Genomic DNA, 16371 nt, shown 5'->3' with positions numbered 1-16371 from the left:
GGCGCACTTACTGCGGATTGGGGGGAACGTCCTCGGCCGGGCTGGCCAGCTCGAGCCGGTAGCCGAGGGCGTAAGAGGAAGAGAGGCGCACGCCATGCTCGGGACGCAGCTGGAGCTTTTGCCGAATGTTCGACAAATGCGTGTCCAGGGTGCGGGAGGTGGCGGGGATTTCCCGGTTCCAGACGCATTCGGCCAGGACGTCGCGCGACATCAGGCGGCCGATATTGCGGAAGAACAGCAGCGCCAGGTCGAATTCCTTCGGCGCCAGCGCGACCGGGGTGGAATCCAGCGAGATCACGCGGGCAGCGGGTTCGATGCTGTAGCGCGCGACGTCGAATCCGTCGTTGGCCGGCTCGGCGATCTGGCTGCGGCGCAGCAATGCCGCGACGCGGGCCAACAATTCCTGGGGGCGCAAGGGCTTGACGATGTAGTCGTCGGCGCCGGCGCGCAGGCCTTCCACCAGATCGTCCTCGCTGGAACGGTTGGTCAGGAAAATGACCGGTATGCGTGGGCCGATATTGGCGCGCAGCCAGCGCACTACATCGTCGCCGTCGATATCAGGCAAGTGCCAGTCCAGCAGTACCAGGTCGAAGCGCTCGGCGCGCAATGCGGCCAGAAGATCCCGGCTTTGATGGTAACTGGTGCAGGTGTAGCCCGCGGTGGTCAAGACTTGCTGGATGCGGCGTGCTTGGTCCAGGTCATCTTCCAGCGACGCGATTTTCATCAGACGTGTTCTCGCGAAGGTTTGCTACGCAAGCGCGCGCTAAGGCGCCCTACTGCAAGAGGGTAAGGGAATTCGAGTAGACGAATGATAACTCGGGTAGTGTCCCCGATGGCTACGTTATGCCAAGAACTGTCAAACATTGCAAAGTTGACGAATCTTGACTGGAGTTGTTGCGTGGCAGCGCGCCACACTGTCTCAATCGCCCCATCGCCGGCAGCACTGAAGTGAGCGGGTTGAATTGGCTGGGTGGAACAACTATGAATCAATTGCGCATACTTATGATGTCACCGGACGAAGCGGCCCGCGGGGTCGCTGTGTCCGCTTTGCTGCAGGCCGGCATTTCCGCCCGCGGCTGCTCTACGTCCCTGGAATTGTTCGGATTGCTTAACGGCGGCGTCTACGACGTGGTGGTCCTGGACGTCGGGACGCTGGGAGAAATCGGCTATGCCCTCGTGGCGCGGCTGCGCGGCGCTTCGTCCCTGGGTATCGTGGTGACGGGAAGCAACCTGTCCTTGGATAGCCGGCTGCGCTGCCTGCAAAGCGGCGCGGACGCCTGCCTTCCCGAGCCGCAGGATCCGCGCGAGCTGGCCTGCATCCTGCTGTCCCTGGCGCGCCGCCTGCCCGCGGGGCTGGACGAGGCCCTGGGAGACACGCCCGCGAATGGCCAATGGGAACTGCGCGACCAGGGCTGGACGCTGGCCGCGCCTTCGGGAACGACCATCTCGCTGTCGGCCAACGAGCGCCTGATCGTGCGTTCGCTGCTGGACGTGGCGGGCAGGGCGGTCGGACGGTCCGAATTGGGCGAAGAACTGCAGGTCGAGGGCGGCACCGCAAGGGCCAGCGGGTCCCGCAGCATCGACGTGATCGTCAGCCGGCTGCGCCGCAAGGCCGAACTGGCCGGCGTGATACTGCCGATCCGCACGGTCTACGGCAGCGGCTATCTTTTCGCCGACCAATAGCAGATAGAAAGAAAGGCGAGGGGCGGGTACACTGGACCCTCGCCGCAGCTGCCCGCGGCCTCGGGCGCGGATTCGGTTTTGTTCCCGGATTTCCCCCGGATATGTCCTGGATTCCCATCCGGAATGCCCAACTATATGGCCCCAATTCTCATGACTGGCGCCTAACAGGCCGTCTTCTGCCGGCAACGCGCGGCCTCGCGGGATTTACAAAATTCTTTGACAGTGCGCCCGAATCTCAGTTATGCTAAAGGGCTAACTGCTTTATTTCGCGCGCAAAATCTGGTCGCGGTAGGGTCGGAAGTTCAGGGTCAGGAAACGGGGTGCGTCACGAGCCTTTCGTTTCATGGCACACAGCGGGGTTTCCCCGCGGCATCTACCCCACGGCACCCGGTCTTGTGCGTTTTGTCACAGTTTGTTGGCAAACCCGCTCTTTTACGTATACGAACGTTTGAGGCGGTTTTGCGCGAACTGCCTTCTCCGAAGCTCACCGCCTTAGGAGACTAGTACGCAAGTACTTACCAGTGGTACGTAAAAGGGATTTCAAAGGTCATGCCTACCATTAGCCAACTCGTGCGCAAGCCGCGCGAAGTCAGCATCATCAAAAGCAAGAGCCCCGCGCTCGAAAACTGCCCGCAACGCCGCGGCGTGTGCACTCGCGTGTACACCACCACCCCCAAGAAGCCGAACTCCGCTCTGCGTAAGGTTGCCAAAGTGCGTCTGACCAACGGTTACGAAGTCATTTCGTACATCGGCGGTGAAGGCCACAACCTGCAAGAGCACTCGGTGGTTCTGGTGCGCGGCGGTCGTGTGAAGGACTTGCCCGGTGTGCGTTATCACATCGTGCGCGGTTCCCTCGACCTGCAAGGCGTCAAGGACCGTAAGCAAGCCCGCTCGAAGTACGGCGCCAAGCGCCCGAAGAAGGCTTAATAACGAGTCGGTAGTACCCCGCAGTGGCGGACGTCCGTCACGAGGGAAGTGCAACCGCGCCGTCCGGAATACAGGAAGGTGCGCGGCACGTAAGGGGTCGTCCCATTGGGCGGCCATGGCCGTGTAATGAAACACGGTTCAACTGAACAGACACAAGGAAGCAACAATGCCCCGTCGTCGCGAAGTACCCAAGCGCGAGATTCTGCCCGATCCCAAGTTCGGCAGCGTCGAGCTCGCCAAGTTCATGAACGTCGTCATGCTGGACGGCAAGAAGGCCGTCGCCGAGCGCATCGTCTATGGCGCCCTCGAGCAAGTGCAAACCAAGACCGGCAAGGAGCCGATCGAGGTTTTCAGCCTGGCGATCAACAACATCAAGCCGATCGTCGAAGTGAAGAGCCGCCGCGTTGGCGGTGCCAACTACCAAGTGCCGGTTGAAGTGCGCCCCGTGCGCCGCCTGGCCCTGGCTATGCGTTGGCTCCGTGAAGCCGCCAAGAAGCGTGGCGAGAAGTCGATGGATCTGCGTCTTGCTGGCGAACTGATCGACGCCTCCGAAGGTCGTGGCGCCGCGATGAAGAAGCGCGAAGACACGCACAAGATGGCAGAGGCCAACAAGGCCTTCAGCCATTTCCGCTGGTAATTTAAGGACTAACCCACCATGGCCCGCAAAACCCCGATCGAGCGCTATCGCAACATTGGTATCTCTGCGCACATCGATGCAGGGAAAACCACCACGACCGAACGCATCCTGTTCTACACCGGCGTCAATCACAAGATTGGCGAAGTGCATGATGGCGCAGCCACCATGGACTGGATGGAACAAGAGCAAGAGCGTGGCATCACCATTACGTCGGCAGCTACGACGGCGTTTTGGCGTGGCATGGCTAAGAACTATCCCGAACACCGCATCAACATCATCGACACCCCGGGGCACGTGGACTTCACCATCGAGGTGGAGCGTTCCATGCGCGTCCTGGACGGTGCCTGCATGGTCTACTGCGCGGTGGGCGGTGTTCAGCCTCAGTCCGAAACCGTGTGGCGCCAAGCCAACAAGTACGGCGTGCCGCGTCTGGCCTTCGTGAACAAGATGGACCGTACCGGTGCCAACTTCTTCAAGGTCTACGAGCAGCTGAAGATGCGCCTGCGCGCCAATCCGGTGCCCGTGGTGATCCCCATCGGCGCCGAAGACACCTTCAAGGGCGTCATCGACCTCGTCAAGATGAAAGCGATCATCTGGGACGAAGCCAGCCAGGGCATCAAATTCGACTACGAAGACATTCCGGCCGAACTGCAAAGCACCGCCGAAGAATGGCGTGAAAAGCTGGTCGAGGCGGCTGCCGAGTCGTCCGAGGAACTGATGAACAAGTACCTCGAGACTGGTTCGCTGGACGAAGCCGAGATCAACCTGGCCATCCGCCAGCGCACCATCGCCGGCGAAATCCAGCCGATGCTGTGCGGCACCGCCTTCAAGAACAAGGGCGTGCAGCGCATGCTCGACGCCGTCATCGACTACCTGCCCTCGCCGGTCGACATTCCGCCGGTCGAAGGCACCGATGACGCCGGCAACGAAGTCAAGCGCAGCGCCGACGACAGCGAGAAGTTCTCGGCTCTGGCCTTCAAGCTGATGACGGACCCGTTCGTCGGCCAGCTGACCTTCGTCCGCGTGTACTCGGGCGTCCTGAAGTCGGGCGACACCGTTTACAACCCGATCAAGGGCAAGAAGGAACGTATCGGCCGCATCCTGCAGATGCACGCGAACAACCGCGAGGAAATCAAGGAAGTTCTGGCTGGCGACATCGCCGCCGTCGTGGGCCTGAAGGACGTGACCACCGGCGAAACGCTGTGCGATGTCGATTCGCACGTGACGCTGGAGCGCATGGAATTCCCCGAGCCCGTGATTTCGCAGGCCGTGGAACCCAAGTCCAAGGCTGACCAGGAAAAGATGGGCCTGGCGCTGTCGCGCCTGGCGCAGGAAGATCCGTCGTTCCGCGTGCGCAGCGACGAAGAATCCGGCCAGACCATCATTTCCGGCATGGGCGAGTTGCACCTGGAAATTCTGGTCGACCGCATGAAGCGCGAATTCGGCGTGGAAGCGAACGTCGGCAAGCCCCAGGTGGCCTACCGCGAAACCATCCGCAAGACCTGCGAAGAAGTCGAAGGCAAGTTCGTCAAGCAGTCGGGCGGTCGTGGTCAGTACGGTCACGTGGTCCTGAAGGTCGAACCGCTCCCGCCGGGCGGTGGCTACGAGTTCGTGGACGCCATCAAGGGCGGCGTTGTGCCGCGCGAGTTCATCCCCGCGGTGGACAAGGGCATCACGGAAACGTTGCCGTCGGGCATCCTGGCCGGCTACCCGGTCGTGGACGTCAAGGTCACGCTGTTCTTCGGTTCGTACCACGACGTGGACTCGAACGAAAACGCGTTCAAGATGGCCGGCTCGATGGCATTCAAGGAAGGCATGCGCAAGGCTAGCCCCGTGCTGCTGGAACCGATGATGGCCGTTGAAGTCGAAACGCCTGAAGACTACGCTGGTACGGTGATGGGCGATCTGTCCTCGCGTCGCGGCATGGTTCAGGGCATGGATGACATGGTTGGCGGTGGCAAGACCATCAAGGCCGAAGTTCCGCTGGCCGAGATGTTCGGTTACGCCACGAACCTGCGTTCGCTGACGCAAGGCCGTGCCACGTACACGATGGAATTCAAGCATTACTCCGAGGCCCCCAAGAACGTCGCTGACGAAGTCATCGCCGCTCGGGCCAAGTAAATAACCCTTGCCGGGTCCGTCCATAAGGCGGTCCCGGCAGATATCAAAGTTTCCTTGAAAGTCAAAGGATAGAGATCATGGCAAAAGGCAAGTTTGAACGTACCAAGCCGCACGTGAACGTGGGTACGATTGGTCACGTTGACCACGGCAAAACGACGTTGACGGCGGCGATCACGACCGTTCTGTCGAACAAGTTTGGTGGCGAAGCCAAGGGCTACGACCAGATCGATGCGGCTCCTGAAGAAAAGGCACGCGGTATCACGATCAACACGGCGCACGTCGAGTACGAAACGGAAACGCGTCACTACGCGCACGTTGACTGCCCGGGCCACGCTGACTATGTGAAGAACATGATCACGGGCGCGGCGCAAATGGACGGCGCGATCCTGGTGGTGTCTGCCGCTGACGGCCCGATGCCGCAAACGCGTGAACACATTCTGCTGTCGCGCCAGGTTGGCGTGCCGTACATCATCGTCTTCCTGAACAAGGCCGACATGGTTGACGACGCCGAGCTGCTCGAGCTGGTGGAAATGGAAGTCCGCGAACTGCTGTCGAAGTACGACTTCCCGGGCGACGACACCCCGATCGTGAAGGGTTCGGCCAAGCTGGCGCTGGAAGGCGACAAGGGCGAACTGGGCGAACAGGCGATCCTGTCGCTGGCCCAAGCACTGGATTCGTACATCCCGACGCCTGAGCGCGCGGTTGACGGCGCGTTCCTGATGCCTGTTGAAGACGTGTTCTCGATCTCGGGTCGCGGCACCGTGGTGACCGGCCGTATCGAACGCGGCATCATCAAGGTCGGCGAAGAAATCGAAATCGTGGGTATCGTCCCGACGGTCAAGACGACCTGCACCGGCGTGGAAATGTTCCGCAAGCTGCTGGACCAAGGTCAAGCTGGCGACAACGTGGGCATCCTGCTGCGCGGCACCAAGCGTGAAGACGTTCAGCGCGGCCAAGTTCTGGCCAAGCCGGGCTCGATCACCCCGCACACGGACTTCACGTCCGAGGTGTACATCCTGTCGAAGGAAGAAGGCGGCCGCCACACCCCGTTCTTCAACGGCTATCGTCCCCAGTTCTACTTCCGCACGACGGACGTGACGGGTACGATCGACCTGCCGGCCGACAAGGAAATGGTTCTGCCGGGCGACAACGTGACGATGACCGTCAAGCTGCTGGCCCCGATCGCCATGGAAGAAGGCCTGCGTTTCGCCATCCGTGAAGGCGGTCGTACCGTCGGCGCCGGCGTCGTCGCCAAGATCCTGAAGTAATCGGGATCAGTTAAGCAGCACCCAACCAGCGAGGGCGCAATGCCGCCCTCGTCTTTCGTTCTTTAGGAAACGCCATGAAAAACCAAAAGATCCGTATCCGCTTGAAAGCCTTCGATTACAAGCTGATCGATCAATCGGCCGCTGAAATCGTCGATACCGCCAAGCGTACCGGCGCCGTTGTCCGTGGCCCGGTGCCGCTGCCCACGCGTATCCGCCGCTACGACGTCCTGCGTTCGCCGCACGTGAACAAGACGTCGCGCGACCAGTTCGAAATCCGTACCCATCAGCGCCTGATGGACATCGTGGATCCCACCGACAAGACCGTTGACGCCCTGATGCGTCTGGACCTGCCGGCCGGCGTCGACGTAGAAATCGCGCTGCAGTAAGCATATCGGGCCTGCTACCTTCGCCGGTAGGCTCGAAAAAAATGGCCGCATTCCCTTGGAGTGCGGCCATTTTGTTTTCTGCGCACAACGCTTGATCGCGCTAAGTGCTTGTGCTGCCTGAAAAAAACGTGCTAATATGCCAAGCTTGCCATTTTGTGGCAAGAGCAGCTATGGATGAAAGGAAGGCCAATCCCTTTGGGGGCGGGCCCGAATGAAAGCCAGGCTGAACATAGTCGTAGGGCAAAGGCCGTTACCTTTTGCCTGATTAGCCCCGACCAATCGCAGTCGGGAATGGAGAAAACGATGTCGAATTCGACACCCACGCCCGCCGCTCACCGGCTGGGGCTGGTGGGTCGCAAGGTCGGCATGACCCGCATTTTTACCGAGGAAGGTGAATCCATCCCGGTGACCGTGCTGGACGTGTCGAACAACCGCGTGACCCAAGTTAAGTCGCTGGAAACCGACGGCTACGCCGCGATCCAAGTGGCTTATGGCACTCGTCGTGCCTCGCGTGTGGCTCAGCCGCAAACGGGCCACTACGCCAAAGCCGGCGCTGAAGCCGGCAGCATCCTCAAAGAATTCCGCCTTGATCCCGCTCGCGCCGCTGAATTTGCGGCTGGTGCCGTGATCGCCGTGGAATCGGTGTTCGAAGCCGGCCAACAGGTCGACGTCACGGGCACCAGCATTGGTAAAGGCTTCGCCGGTACCATCAAGCGCCACAATTTCGGTTCGCAACGCGCGTCGCACGGTAACTCCCGTTCGCACCGCGTCCCGGGCTCGATTGGTCAAGCTCAAGATCCGGGCCGTATTTTCCCGGGTAAGCGCATGGCCGGTCACCTGGGTGATGTCACCCGCACCGTTCAAAACCTCGACGTCGTTCGCGTTGACGCTGAGCGCGGCCTGCTGCTGGTCAAGGGCGCTGTCCCCGGCCACGCTGGCGCCGACATCGTCGTGCGTCCGGCCATCAAGGCCCCGGCCAAGAAGGGAGCGTAAGTAAATGGATCTCAAGCTCCTGAATGACCAAGGTCAGGCTGCCGCTACGTTTAGCGCGCCCGACACGATCTTCGGCCGCGACTTCAACGAAGCGCTGATTCATCAGATCGTGGTGGCTTTCCAAGCCAACGCCCGTTCGGGCAACCGCGCTCAGAAGGATCGCACTGAAGTCAAGCACTCGACCAAGAAGCCCTGGCGCCAGAAGGGTACCGGCCGCGCACGCGCTGGTATGACTTCGTCGCCGCTGTGGCGTGGCGGTGGTCGGACTTTCCCGAACTCGCCCGAAGAGAACTTCAGCCAGAAGGTCAACAAGAAGATGTACCGCGCCGGGATCCGCTCGATCCTGTCGCAGCTGGCTCGTGAAGACCGCATCGCCGTTGTCGAATCGTTCGATCTGGAATCGCCCAAGACCAAGGCCGCCGCTGCAAAGCTGAAGAGCCTGGGCCTGGACTCGGTCCTGATCATCACCGACAGCGTTGATGAAAATGTTTACCTCGCCACTCGCAACCTGCCGCACGTTGCTGTTGTCGAGCCCCGTTATGCCGATCCGTTGTCGCTGGTCCACTACAAGAAAGTGCTGATCACCAAGCCGGCCATCGCTCAACTCGAGGAGATGCTGGGATGAACGCTGAACGCTTGATGCAAGTCATTCTTGCTCCGATCGTGACCGAAAAGGCCACGTTTGTTGCCGAGAAGAATCAGCAAGTCGCTTTCCGTGTCGTGGCTGACGCTACCAAGCCGGAAATCAAGGCTGCCGTCGAACTGCTCTTCAAGGTGCAGGTCGAGTCCGTGCAGGTCCTCAACCGTAAGGGCAAAGTCAAGCGCTTTGGCCGATTCGTTGGCCGTCGTCGCAATGAGCGCAAGGCCTACGTCTCGCTCAAGGACGGCCAGGAAATCGACTTTGCGGAGGTGAAGTAAATGGCCCTCGTAAAAGTTAAGCCGACTTCGGCTGGCCGCCGTGGCATGGTGAAGGTTGTTAGCCCCAACCTGCACAAGGGTGAGCCCTACGCGCCGCTGCTGGAAAAGAAGACCCGTGGTTCCGGCCGTAACAACAACGGTCACATCACGATCCGTCATCGTGGCGGTGGCCACAAGCAGCACTACCGTGTCGTCGACTTCCGTCGCGACAAGGACGGTATCCCGGCGAAGGTCGAGCGTCTGGAATATGACCCCAACCGTACGGCGCACATCGCTCTGCTGTGCTACGCCGACGGCGAACGTCGTTACATCATCGCTCCGCGCGGTCTGGAAGTGGGCGCCACGCTGGTGTCGGGCATCGAAGCCCCGATCCGTGCCGGCAACACGCTGCCGATCCGCAACATCCCGGTGGGTACGACGATTCACTGCGTCGAAATGATCCCTGGCAAGGGTGCCCAGATGGTCCGCTCGGCCGGCGCTTCCGCCGTCCTGCTGGCTCGCGAAGGCGTCTACGCTCAGGTGCGTCTGCGCTCGGGTGAAGTCCGCCGTGTGCACATCGAATGCCGCGCCACCATCGGTGAAGTCGGTAACGAAGAACACAGCCTGCGCCAAATCGGCAAGGCCGGTGCAATGCGTTGGCGCGGTGTCCGCCCGACGGTCCGTGGCGTTGCCATGAACCCGGTGGATCACCCGCACGGTGGCGGTGAAGGCCGCACCGGTGAAGCACGCGAACCGGTCAGCCCGTGGGGCACTCCGGCGAAGGGTTTCAAGACCCGTCGCAACAAGCGGACGAGCAATATGATCGTCCAACGGCGCAAGCGCAAGTAAGAGGCGAACACTATGTCACGTTCGATCAAGAAAGGCCCGTTTGTCGATGCTCACCTGATCAAAAAGGTGGACACGGCCGTCGCGGGCAAAGACAAGAAGCCGATCAAGACCTGGTCGCGTCGCTCGACGATCCTGCCCGAGTTCATCGGTCTGACGATCGCTGTGCACAACGGCAAGCAGCATGTTCCCGTGTACATCAACGAGAACATGGTCGGTCACAAGCTGGGCGAGTTCGCGCTGACCCGTACGTTCAAGGGTCACGCCGCGGACAAGAAGGCGAAGAGGTAAGCGATGGAAACTACTGCCATTATCCGTGGGGTTCACATCTCCGCTCAAAAGACGCGTCTGGTTGCGGATCTGATCCGCGGCAAGTCGGTCTCGCAAGCGCTGAACATCCTCACCTTCTCGCCGAAGAAGGCCGCCGCCATCCTGAAGAAGGCTGTCGAGTCCGCCATCGCCAACGCCGAGCACAACGACGGCGCCGATATCGACGAACTGAAAGTCACCACGATCTTCGTGGACAAGGCTCAGTCGATGAAGCGCTTCTCCGCTCGCGCCAAGGGCCGCGGCAACCGTATCGAGAAGCAGACCTGCCACATCACGGTCAAGGTCGGAGCTTAAGGAGTCACGATGGGTCAGAAAATTCACCCCACTGGGTTCCGTCTCGCGGTCACCCGTAATTGGTCCTCGCGTTGGTTCGCCGACGACAAGGCCTTCGGTTCCATGCTGGCCGAAGACATCCGCGTCCGCGAGTACCTGAAAAAGAAGCTCAAGAGCGCCTCCGTCGGTCGCGTGATCATCGAGCGTCCCGCCAAGAATGCCCGCATCACCGTCTACTCGGCTCGTCCGGGCGTGGTGATCGGCAAGCGCGGCGAAGACATCGAAAGCCTGAAGGCTGATCTGCAGCGTCTGATGGGCGTGCCTGTGCACGTCAACATCGAAGAAATCCGCAAGCCGGAAACCGATGCTCAACTGATCGCCGACTCGATCTCGCAACAGCTCGAGAAGCGCATCATGTTCCGCCGCGCGATGAAGCGCGCGATGCAGAACGCCATGCGTCTGGGTGCCCAAGGCATCAAGATCATGAGCTCGGGCCGTCTGAACGGTATCGAAATTGCTCGCACCGAGTGGTATCGCGAAGGCCGTGTGCCGCTGCACACCCTCAAGGCCAACATCGACTACGGCACCTCCGAAGCCCACACCACGTATGGCGTGATCGGCATCAAGGTCTGGGTCTATAAGGGCGACATGCTGGCCAACGGCGAATTGCCGCCGGAAACCGCCGCCCCGCGTGAAGAAGAACGTCGTCCGCGCCGCGCTCCGCGTGGTGATCGTCCGGACGGTGCTCGCACCGGTCGTCCGGGTGGTCGTGGCCGTGGTCCCCGCAAGGCGGACGCTGCTCCGGCGCCTGAAGGAGAATAACCATGCTGCAACCCTCTCGCAGAAAGTATCGCAAAGAGCAGAAGGGCCGCAACACCGGTCTGGCGACCCGTGGCACCCACGTGTCGTTCGGCGAATTCGGTCTGAAGGCCACCGGCCGTGGCCGTCTGACCGCTCGTCAGATCGAAGCCGCTCGTCGTGCCATCAATCGTCACATCAAGCGTGGCGGCCGTATCTGGATTCGCATTTTCCCGGATAAGCCCATCTCGCAGAAGCCTGCCGAAGTCCGTATGGGTAACGGTAAGGGCAACCCGGAGTACTGGGTCGCCGAAATCCAGCCCGGCAAGGTGCTCTACGAAATGGAAGGGGTTAGCGAAGAGCTCGCGCGTGAAGCTTTCCGCCTGGCCGCTGCCAAGCTGCCGATTTCGACCACGTTCGTCGCGCGTCATATCGGTGCTTAAGGAGTACTAAGATGAAAGCCAGCGAACTCCGTTCGAAAGACGCCGCCGAGCTCGGCAAAGAGCTCGAAAGCCTGCTGAAGGCACAATTCGGTCTGCGTATGCAGAAGGCCACGCAGCAGCTTGCCAATACCAGCCAGCTGCGCAATGTGCGTCGCGACATCGCGCGCGTGCGTACCTTGCTGACCGAGAAGGCAGGGAAATAAAGATGAGCGAAACTCAAAACACCCAAGTGGCCAAGCGCCAGCGTACGCTGGTCGGCAAGGTCGTCAGCAACAAGATGGACAAGACTGTCGTCGTTCTGGTTGAACGCCGCGTCAAGCACCCCATCTTCGGCAAGATCATCATGCGCTCCGCGAAGTACAAGGCGCACGACGAATCGAACCAGTACAACGAAGGCGATACGGTTGAAATCGCTGAAGGCCGTCCCATCTCGCGCTCGAAGTCGTGGCGCGTGGTGCGTCTGGTTGAAGCCGCACGTATCATCTAAGTAAAAGCAGTTCATCGGAACGGTTCGCCGTTCTGATATAAGACGGCAAGGGATAACACCCTTGCCGTTTTTTTTCGTCCGCGCTCCTGCTCTGGGTTTGCGCGCCACACCCATCCTGCGGACTTGGAGGCCGGATGCCAGGTTCATCCAATAGGGCGCGGGCCCGCCTGTTCGTGTTCTGCCTGCTGGCGGGGCTCATGCCGCCCGTCTGGGCGCAGCCGCAAGCGGCGGGCACTCCCCAGGCGAATGGCGCGCCCTTCGACGCCGAAGCGCCGGTGGGCAGAAATGCGTTGACGGCAGGGCCCGAACCCCGGGTGCGCGTGCAAGGGTCGCCAGACCATGCGGCGATCTTCGGCACCGAAGACGAGGACGAACTGGCTCTGGCCGGGCAGGAGCGCGCGCTCGATACGCAGCGCAGCCAGCTCAAGCTGCTGGAGCGCATCCTGGACAGCAGGCCAGCCTACGTGGATCCGCATCCCCCGGCCACGATACCCCTGAACGGCGGTGTTGCCCCCATGCGGCCATTGGCGCCCGCGCCTGCCGGTTCTAGGCTGGACGATGCCGGAAATGGAACGCGGCGCAGCATGGACGAGATGCAGCACCGGGTCGATGGCTTGCGCCGCGAGGCCGACGAGCTGCGCCAGCGCGGCCGGTAGCCCTGCGCCAGCGTGCGCGCAGGCTAGCGCTTTGGCGTGAGCTCGCGCAGGCGGCCGGCAATGCCGGTGGGGAAGTAGTACACGGACACGACGAACAGAATTCCCAGCCACAGCAGCCAGCGGTCCGGCTCGAACAAGAGGGCCAGGGGCGCGACGCCTGACACGAGCTCGTGGATGTGGTGCAGGCCGTCCTGCAAGTAACTCTGCGCGAAGACGAAGAGGCCTGCGCCCACCACCGCGCCGTACATGGTGCCCATTCCGCCGATCACGAGCATCAGGAGGATGTTGAGCATGATCTCGAACGATAGCGAGGTGTCCGGACCGTTGTACCGCAGCCAGAGCGCGTACATTGCGCCCGCTAGCGTCGCGAAGGCGGCGGCCAGCAGATTGGACAGGCTGCGGTACAGCACCGTGCGGTAGCCGATGGCCTCGGCGCGGAAGGGATTCTCCCGGATCGCCTGCAGGACCCGGCCGAACGGCGAATTCACGATGCGCAGCAACAGCAGGAACAGCACTACGCAGGCTGCGGCGATCAGGTAGTACGTAATGATGCGGCCGTCGACCGTGACGCCGAAGATCGGTTCCGAGAAGGGCCGGAAGGCGGGCCGCAACATTTGCGGCACCTTGAAGTTCAAGCCGTCCTCGCCGCCCGTCAGGTCGGACAGCTGCGAGACCAGCGTCTGGAACGCGGCCGCGACCGCAAGCGTGATCATGGCGTAGAAGATGGCGCGCACGCGCAAGCTGGCCAGGCCGATCAGCAGGGCGAAGGCCAGCGATACCGCCAAGCCGGCAGCGGTGCCTGCGAGTATGGCCGTCCACCCCGGCTCCAGGCGTACGCTGGCGATGGCAACGCCATAAGCGCCGATCCCGAAGAACATCGTGTGGGCGAAGCTGACGATGCCGGTATAGCCCAGCAGCAGGTCGTAGCTGGCCACGAGGATGACGAACACCAGAATCTTCGCTGCGACGGCAAGTGATTTCGGACCTGGAAAGAGGAAAGGCGCCACGGCCAGGGCGGCCACGATCGCGATGAGCAGAAGCGCCAGCACGGCGCTGCGGGGAGGATCGCCGGAAAGCAGGCGTACGGACATGTCGGCGGTTCCTAGCGGTTCGTGACCGGGTACACGCCCTGCGGACGCCACAGCAGTATGGCGACCATCAGTGCGATGTTCGAGAACAGGGCGGCCTTGGGCAGCAGGAACCCGGTGTAGTTGGCCATCAGGCCGACGAGCAGCGCGCCAATCAGGCATCCCACGGTCGAACCCAGGCCGCCGATCATGATGACAATGAAGATCAGCACGTTGACCTGCGCACCCAGCTGCGGGACGACCGATTGCTGGTACATGCCCCAGAGCACGCCGCCGAGTCCCGCCAGCATCGAACCCGCAACGAACACGCCCACGAAAAGATGGCGGATCCGGTAGCCCAGGCTTTCCACCATTTCGCGGTCTTCCACGCCCGCCCGGATCAAGAGGCCCAGCTTGGTGCGGTTGAGCAGCCACAGCATGCCGCCTAGCACGAGCAGCCCCGTCACCAGCGCGACGATCCGGAATTTCTCGATCGCGGCGTCGCCCAGAAGGAACGCGCCGCGCATCGCTTCGGGCAGCGGCAGCGAGATTGTCTGCGGTCCCCACAGCATCTTGATGATCTCTTCGCCGATGATCATGCCGCCCATGGTGATGAGGATCTGCTTGAGGTGCTGCCCGTAAACCGGCCGGACGATAACGCGCTCGAACGCCAGGCCGACGGCGCCCGCCACCAGCATGCCGACGATCATGGCCGGCAGCACGGCCATCAGATTCATCCACAGGCTGCCGGACTGCGTCCAGTCGGCCATGGAGCCCAGCACGGTGGCCGCCATGTATGCGCCGATGGCGATGAACAGGCCATGCCCGAAGTTCAGCACGTCCATGAGGCCGAAGACGAGCGTCATGCCCGAGGCCACGATGAAGATGATCATGCCCATGGCCAGGCCGGCAAGGGTCAGGGTCACCCAAGTGGACAGGGAGCCCACCAGCGGCAAGGCGATCGCGGCAAGCGCCAGCACCAGCAGGGCGGGGCGCAGGTCCGCGCGCACGCGCGGCAGCGGAGTGTCGAGTTCAAGGGTGCTCATTGGTGGCTTCCCAGCGACAGGCCCAGCAGGCGTGTCTGCAGTTCGTCGTCCGCCGCCAGCTGCGCCATGTTTCCGGCATGGACGACGCGGCCGTTGTCCATCACGGCGACATGATCGCCCACGAGGCGGGCGAAATTGAAATTCTGCTCGACGAGCAGAATGGTGGTGGATGCCTGCTTCAGTTCGATGAAGGCGTCGATCATGTTCTGGACGATGGCGGGGGCGAGGCCCTTGCTGGGCTCGTCGACCAGCAGCAGCCGGCGCGGTTCGATGATCGCGCGCGCCACCGCCAGCATTTGCTTCTGGCCTCCCGACAGCTTGCCCGCCGGATGCAGCCAGAACTTCTTCAGCGCGGGGAAGAAGCCGAATATCCACTCCAGCCTGGCCGTGTCGAGCTGGCCGGCATTCTTCGCCTGCCGAGCCGCCAGCAGGATGTTCTCCTTGACGGAGAGATCGGCGAAGATGCCCATGTTCTCCGGCACATAGGCTATGCCCATGCGCGCCATGTCGGGCGCAGACACGCGCGTGCCCGGACCGCCCACCGGAGCGCCGTCGAAGCTTACCTGGCCTTGCGACGCGCGCCATAGGCTCATGACCGTGCGCAGCGTGGTGGTCTTGCCGGCGCCGTTGCGTCCAAGCAGCATGGTCACGGCCGCCGTGGGCACGGTGAGATCCACGCCGTGCAGGATGTGATACGCGCCGATGTGCGTGTGCACGTCCTTCAGTTCCAGCAAGGCGCGCGTCATGCCGTTTGCTCCGTCGGACTGATGCCCAGGTAGGCCTGTTGCACGATCGGCGAGGCGATGACCGCCGCGGGCTCGCCATCCGCCATCAACTGCCCGTTGTGCAGTACCACGATGCGGTCGGCCAGTTCGCGCACCACGTCCATCTTGTGTTCCACGAGCAGGATCGTTTTCGATGGATCGGTCTTTATTTCACGGATCAGCTCCAGCACGACAGGCACGTCGTCCACGCTCATGCCGGCCGTCGGCTCGTCGAACATGAACACCTGGGGATCCAGCGCCACCAGCATCGCGATCTCCAGCTTGCGCTGGTCGCCATGGGGCAGGTCGGCGGCGGCCTGGCCGCTGCGCGCGGACAGGCGGGTGCGCTCCAGCAGCACGTCGGCGCGTTCGATCAGACCGCGATCGTCGTTCCACATGCGCCAGAACCGGATCTGCCGCCAGCCCATGCCCTGCTGGCGCGACTGCAGGGCCAGCCGCACGTTCTCGTGCACGCTCAGGCGCGGGAACAGCTGCGTCAACTGGAATGCGCGGCCCAGGCCCGCGTGCATGCGGGCCGAGGCGCCAAGCGGCGTGAGATCGCGCCCGTTCAGGCGCACCGTTCCCGAGCTGGCGCGCAGCTGGCCGGAAATAAGATTGAAGTAGGTGGTCTTGCCCGCGCCGTTCGGGCCGACGATGGCCGTCAGGGTGCCAGGCGCATAGCTGCAGCTGACTTCGTTGACTGCCACGTGTCCGCCGAAACGGATGGTGAGCGATTGGGTTTCCAGCAT

22 protein-coding genes are annotated in these 16371 nt (G+C 62.2%); 17 read left to right on the top strand and 5 right to left on the bottom strand.

Annotated features, from left to right (window positions below):
• Positions 1 to 7: 7 nt before the first annotated feature.
• Entirely contained in the window at positions 8 to 724 is a 717-nt protein-coding gene (locus AGI3411_RS02125) for a response regulator transcription factor (protein WP_129525753.1), read from the bottom strand.
• A 257-nt stretch (positions 725 to 981) separates the two neighbouring features.
• On the opposite strand from AGI3411_RS02125, the gene AGI3411_RS02120 reads away from it, so the two are divergent.
• The 17 genes from AGI3411_RS02120 (at position 982) to AGI3411_RS02040 (ending at position 12745) form a co-directional block, all read left to right on the top strand.
• Positions 982 to 1683 (top strand): response regulator transcription factor, encoded by a 702-nt coding sequence (locus AGI3411_RS02120; protein WP_129525752.1) that lies wholly within the window; start codon positions 982 to 984, stop codon positions 1681 to 1683.
• 549 nt (positions 1684 to 2232) lie between these two features.
• Positions 2233 to 2610 (top strand): 30S ribosomal protein S12, encoded by a 378-nt coding sequence (gene rpsL / locus AGI3411_RS02115; protein WP_005017264.1) that lies wholly within the window; start codon positions 2233 to 2235, stop codon positions 2608 to 2610.
• 166 nt (positions 2611 to 2776) lie between these two features.
• A complete protein-coding gene (rpsG, locus tag AGI3411_RS02110) occupies positions 2777 to 3247 on the top strand; it encodes a 30S ribosomal protein S7 (RefSeq protein ID WP_006216561.1) in 471 nt (156 codons plus the stop codon).
• Positions 3248 to 3265: 18 nt separating this feature from the next.
• Positions 3266 to 5368 (top strand): elongation factor G, encoded by a 2103-nt coding sequence (gene fusA, locus AGI3411_RS02105; RefSeq protein ID WP_062680863.1) that lies wholly within the window; start codon positions 3266 to 3268, stop codon positions 5366 to 5368.
• A 77-nt stretch (positions 5369 to 5445) separates the two neighbouring features.
• Positions 5446 to 6636: an elongation factor Tu gene (gene tuf / locus AGI3411_RS02100; protein WP_129525751.1), complete on the top strand. Its 1191-nt coding sequence runs from the start codon at positions 5446 to 5448 to the stop codon at positions 6634 to 6636.
• Positions 6637 to 6710: 74 nt separating this feature from the next.
• Complete coding sequence (gene rpsJ / locus AGI3411_RS02095; RefSeq protein ID WP_003806903.1) at positions 6711 to 7022, top strand: 30S ribosomal protein S10; 312 nt, start codon at positions 6711 to 6713, stop codon at positions 7020 to 7022.
• Positions 7023 to 7325: 303 nt separating this feature from the next.
• Complete coding sequence (gene rplC, locus AGI3411_RS02090) at positions 7326 to 8015, top strand: 50S ribosomal protein L3 (protein WP_043541546.1); 690 nt, start codon at positions 7326 to 7328, stop codon at positions 8013 to 8015.
• Between the two features lie 4 nt (positions 8016 to 8019).
• Positions 8020 to 8640, top strand: coding sequence for a 50S ribosomal protein L4 (rplD, locus tag AGI3411_RS02085; RefSeq protein ID WP_008168948.1), 621 nt, complete (start codon positions 8020 to 8022; stop codon positions 8638 to 8640).
• Entirely contained in the window at positions 8637 to 8933 is a 297-nt protein-coding gene (rplW, locus tag AGI3411_RS02080) for a 50S ribosomal protein L23 (RefSeq protein WP_006216557.1), read from the top strand. Before rplD ends, rplW begins: the two co-directional genes overlap by 4 nt.
• Positions 8934 to 9761: a 50S ribosomal protein L2 gene (gene rplB, locus AGI3411_RS02075; protein ID WP_129525750.1), complete on the top strand. Its 828-nt coding sequence runs from the start codon at positions 8934 to 8936 to the stop codon at positions 9759 to 9761.
• 12 nt (positions 9762 to 9773) lie between these two features.
• Positions 9774 to 10049 (top strand): 30S ribosomal protein S19, encoded by a 276-nt coding sequence (gene rpsS, locus AGI3411_RS02070; RefSeq protein ID WP_006216555.1) that lies wholly within the window; start codon positions 9774 to 9776, stop codon positions 10047 to 10049.
• A 3-nt stretch (positions 10050 to 10052) separates the two neighbouring features.
• Positions 10053 to 10382, top strand: coding sequence for a 50S ribosomal protein L22 (gene rplV, locus AGI3411_RS02065; RefSeq protein WP_043541551.1), 330 nt, complete (start codon positions 10053 to 10055; stop codon positions 10380 to 10382).
• Positions 10383 to 10391: 9 nt separating this feature from the next.
• Entirely contained in the window at positions 10392 to 11183 is a 792-nt protein-coding gene (gene rpsC, locus AGI3411_RS02060) for a 30S ribosomal protein S3 (protein ID WP_006389609.1), read from the top strand.
• A gap of 2 nt (positions 11184 to 11185) precedes the next feature.
• Positions 11186 to 11602, top strand: a complete 417-nt coding sequence (gene rplP, locus AGI3411_RS02055) for a 50S ribosomal protein L16 (protein WP_006389610.1) — start codon at positions 11186 to 11188, stop codon at positions 11600 to 11602.
• An 11-nt stretch (positions 11603 to 11613) separates the two neighbouring features.
• Entirely contained in the window at positions 11614 to 11805 is a 192-nt protein-coding gene (gene rpmC, locus AGI3411_RS02050; RefSeq protein WP_003806912.1) for a 50S ribosomal protein L29, read from the top strand.
• A gap of 2 nt (positions 11806 to 11807) precedes the next feature.
• Complete coding sequence (gene rpsQ, locus AGI3411_RS02045) at positions 11808 to 12089, top strand: 30S ribosomal protein S17 (RefSeq protein ID WP_006216549.1); 282 nt, start codon at positions 11808 to 11810, stop codon at positions 12087 to 12089.
• A gap of 134 nt (positions 12090 to 12223) precedes the next feature.
• Complete coding sequence (locus AGI3411_RS02040) at positions 12224 to 12745, top strand: hypothetical protein (protein WP_244240227.1); 522 nt, start codon at positions 12224 to 12226, stop codon at positions 12743 to 12745.
• A gap of 23 nt (positions 12746 to 12768) precedes the next feature.
• Here the strand turns inward: AGI3411_RS02040 and AGI3411_RS02035 are convergent, their stop codons facing one another.
• The 4 genes from AGI3411_RS02035 to AGI3411_RS02020 are packed head-to-tail and all read right to left on the bottom strand — an operon-like array spanning position 12769 to position 16371.
• A complete protein-coding gene (locus AGI3411_RS02035) occupies positions 12769 to 13836 on the bottom strand; it encodes a branched-chain amino acid ABC transporter permease (protein WP_129525749.1) in 1068 nt (355 codons plus the stop codon).
• Positions 13837 to 13847: 11 nt separating this feature from the next.
• On the bottom strand, positions 13848 to 14858 hold the full coding sequence (locus AGI3411_RS02030; RefSeq protein ID WP_129525748.1) for a branched-chain amino acid ABC transporter permease: 1011 nt from the start codon (positions 14856 to 14858) through the stop codon (positions 13848 to 13850).
• The gene (locus AGI3411_RS02025; RefSeq protein ID WP_129525747.1) at positions 14855 to 15604 is read right to left on the bottom strand and encodes an ABC transporter ATP-binding protein; all 750 of its coding nucleotides are present in this window, start codon (positions 15602 to 15604) and stop codon (positions 14855 to 14857) included. Before AGI3411_RS02025 ends, AGI3411_RS02030 begins: the two co-directional genes overlap by 4 nt.
• A complete protein-coding gene (locus AGI3411_RS02020) occupies positions 15601 to 16371 on the bottom strand; it encodes an ABC transporter ATP-binding protein (RefSeq protein WP_129525746.1) in 771 nt (256 codons plus the stop codon). Before AGI3411_RS02020 ends, AGI3411_RS02025 begins: the two co-directional genes overlap by 4 nt.

It is taken from the genome of Achromobacter agilis (genome assembly GCF_900496965.1).
GTDB lineage: Bacteria > Pseudomonadota > Gammaproteobacteria > Burkholderiales > Burkholderiaceae_B > Achromobacter > Achromobacter agilis.
This window is presented reverse-complemented; position numbering and strand designations above follow the sequence as displayed.

Bases quoted from the DNA above. Each gene is read 5' to 3' on its own strand.
- AGI3411_RS02020 (WP_129525746.1), bottom strand. From the start codon at position 16,371: ATGCTGGAAACCCAATCGCTCACCATCCGTTTCGGCGGACACGTGGCA.
- rpmC (WP_003806912.1), top strand. From the start codon at position 11,614: ATGAAAGCCAGCGAACTCCGTTCGAAAGACGCCGCCGAGCTCGGCAAA.
- rplP (WP_006389610.1), top strand. From the start codon at position 11,186: ATGCTGCAACCCTCTCGCAGAAAGTATCGCAAAGAGCAGAAGGGCCGC.
- rpsJ (WP_003806903.1), top strand. From the start codon at position 6,711: ATGAAAAACCAAAAGATCCGTATCCGCTTGAAAGCCTTCGATTACAAG.
- AGI3411_RS02030 (WP_129525748.1), bottom strand. From the start codon at position 14,858: ATGAGCACCCTTGAACTCGACACTCCGCTGCCGCGCGTGCGCGCGGAC.
- rpsC (WP_006389609.1), top strand. From the start codon at position 10,392: ATGGGTCAGAAAATTCACCCCACTGGGTTCCGTCTCGCGGTCACCCGT.
- rplV (WP_043541551.1), top strand. From the start codon at position 10,053: ATGGAAACTACTGCCATTATCCGTGGGGTTCACATCTCCGCTCAAAAG.
- rpsG (WP_006216561.1), top strand. From the start codon at position 2,777: ATGCCCCGTCGTCGCGAAGTACCCAAGCGCGAGATTCTGCCCGATCCC.
- rpsS (WP_006216555.1), top strand. From the start codon at position 9,774: ATGTCACGTTCGATCAAGAAAGGCCCGTTTGTCGATGCTCACCTGATC.
- fusA (WP_062680863.1), top strand. From the start codon at position 3,266: ATGGCCCGCAAAACCCCGATCGAGCGCTATCGCAACATTGGTATCTCT.
- rplD (WP_008168948.1), top strand. From the start codon at position 8,020: ATGGATCTCAAGCTCCTGAATGACCAAGGTCAGGCTGCCGCTACGTTT.
- tuf (WP_129525751.1), top strand. From the start codon at position 5,446: ATGGCAAAAGGCAAGTTTGAACGTACCAAGCCGCACGTGAACGTGGGT.
- rpsL (WP_005017264.1), top strand. From the start codon at position 2,233: ATGCCTACCATTAGCCAACTCGTGCGCAAGCCGCGCGAAGTCAGCATC.
- AGI3411_RS02040 (WP_244240227.1), top strand. From the start codon at position 12,224: ATGCCAGGTTCATCCAATAGGGCGCGGGCCCGCCTGTTCGTGTTCTGC.
- AGI3411_RS02025 (WP_129525747.1), bottom strand. From the start codon at position 15,604: ATGACGCGCGCCTTGCTGGAACTGAAGGACGTGCACACGCACATCGGC.
- AGI3411_RS02125 (WP_129525753.1), bottom strand. From the start codon at position 724: ATGAAAATCGCGTCGCTGGAAGATGACCTGGACCAAGCACGCCGCATC.
- AGI3411_RS02120 (WP_129525752.1), top strand. From the start codon at position 982: ATGAATCAATTGCGCATACTTATGATGTCACCGGACGAAGCGGCCCGC.
- AGI3411_RS02035 (WP_129525749.1), bottom strand. From the start codon at position 13,836: ATGTCCGTACGCCTGCTTTCCGGCGATCCTCCCCGCAGCGCCGTGCTG.
- rplW (WP_006216557.1), top strand. From the start codon at position 8,637: ATGAACGCTGAACGCTTGATGCAAGTCATTCTTGCTCCGATCGTGACC.
- rplC (WP_043541546.1), top strand. From the start codon at position 7,326: ATGTCGAATTCGACACCCACGCCCGCCGCTCACCGGCTGGGGCTGGTG.
- rpsQ (WP_006216549.1), top strand. From the start codon at position 11,808: ATGAGCGAAACTCAAAACACCCAAGTGGCCAAGCGCCAGCGTACGCTG.
- rplB (WP_129525750.1), top strand. From the start codon at position 8,934: ATGGCCCTCGTAAAAGTTAAGCCGACTTCGGCTGGCCGCCGTGGCATG.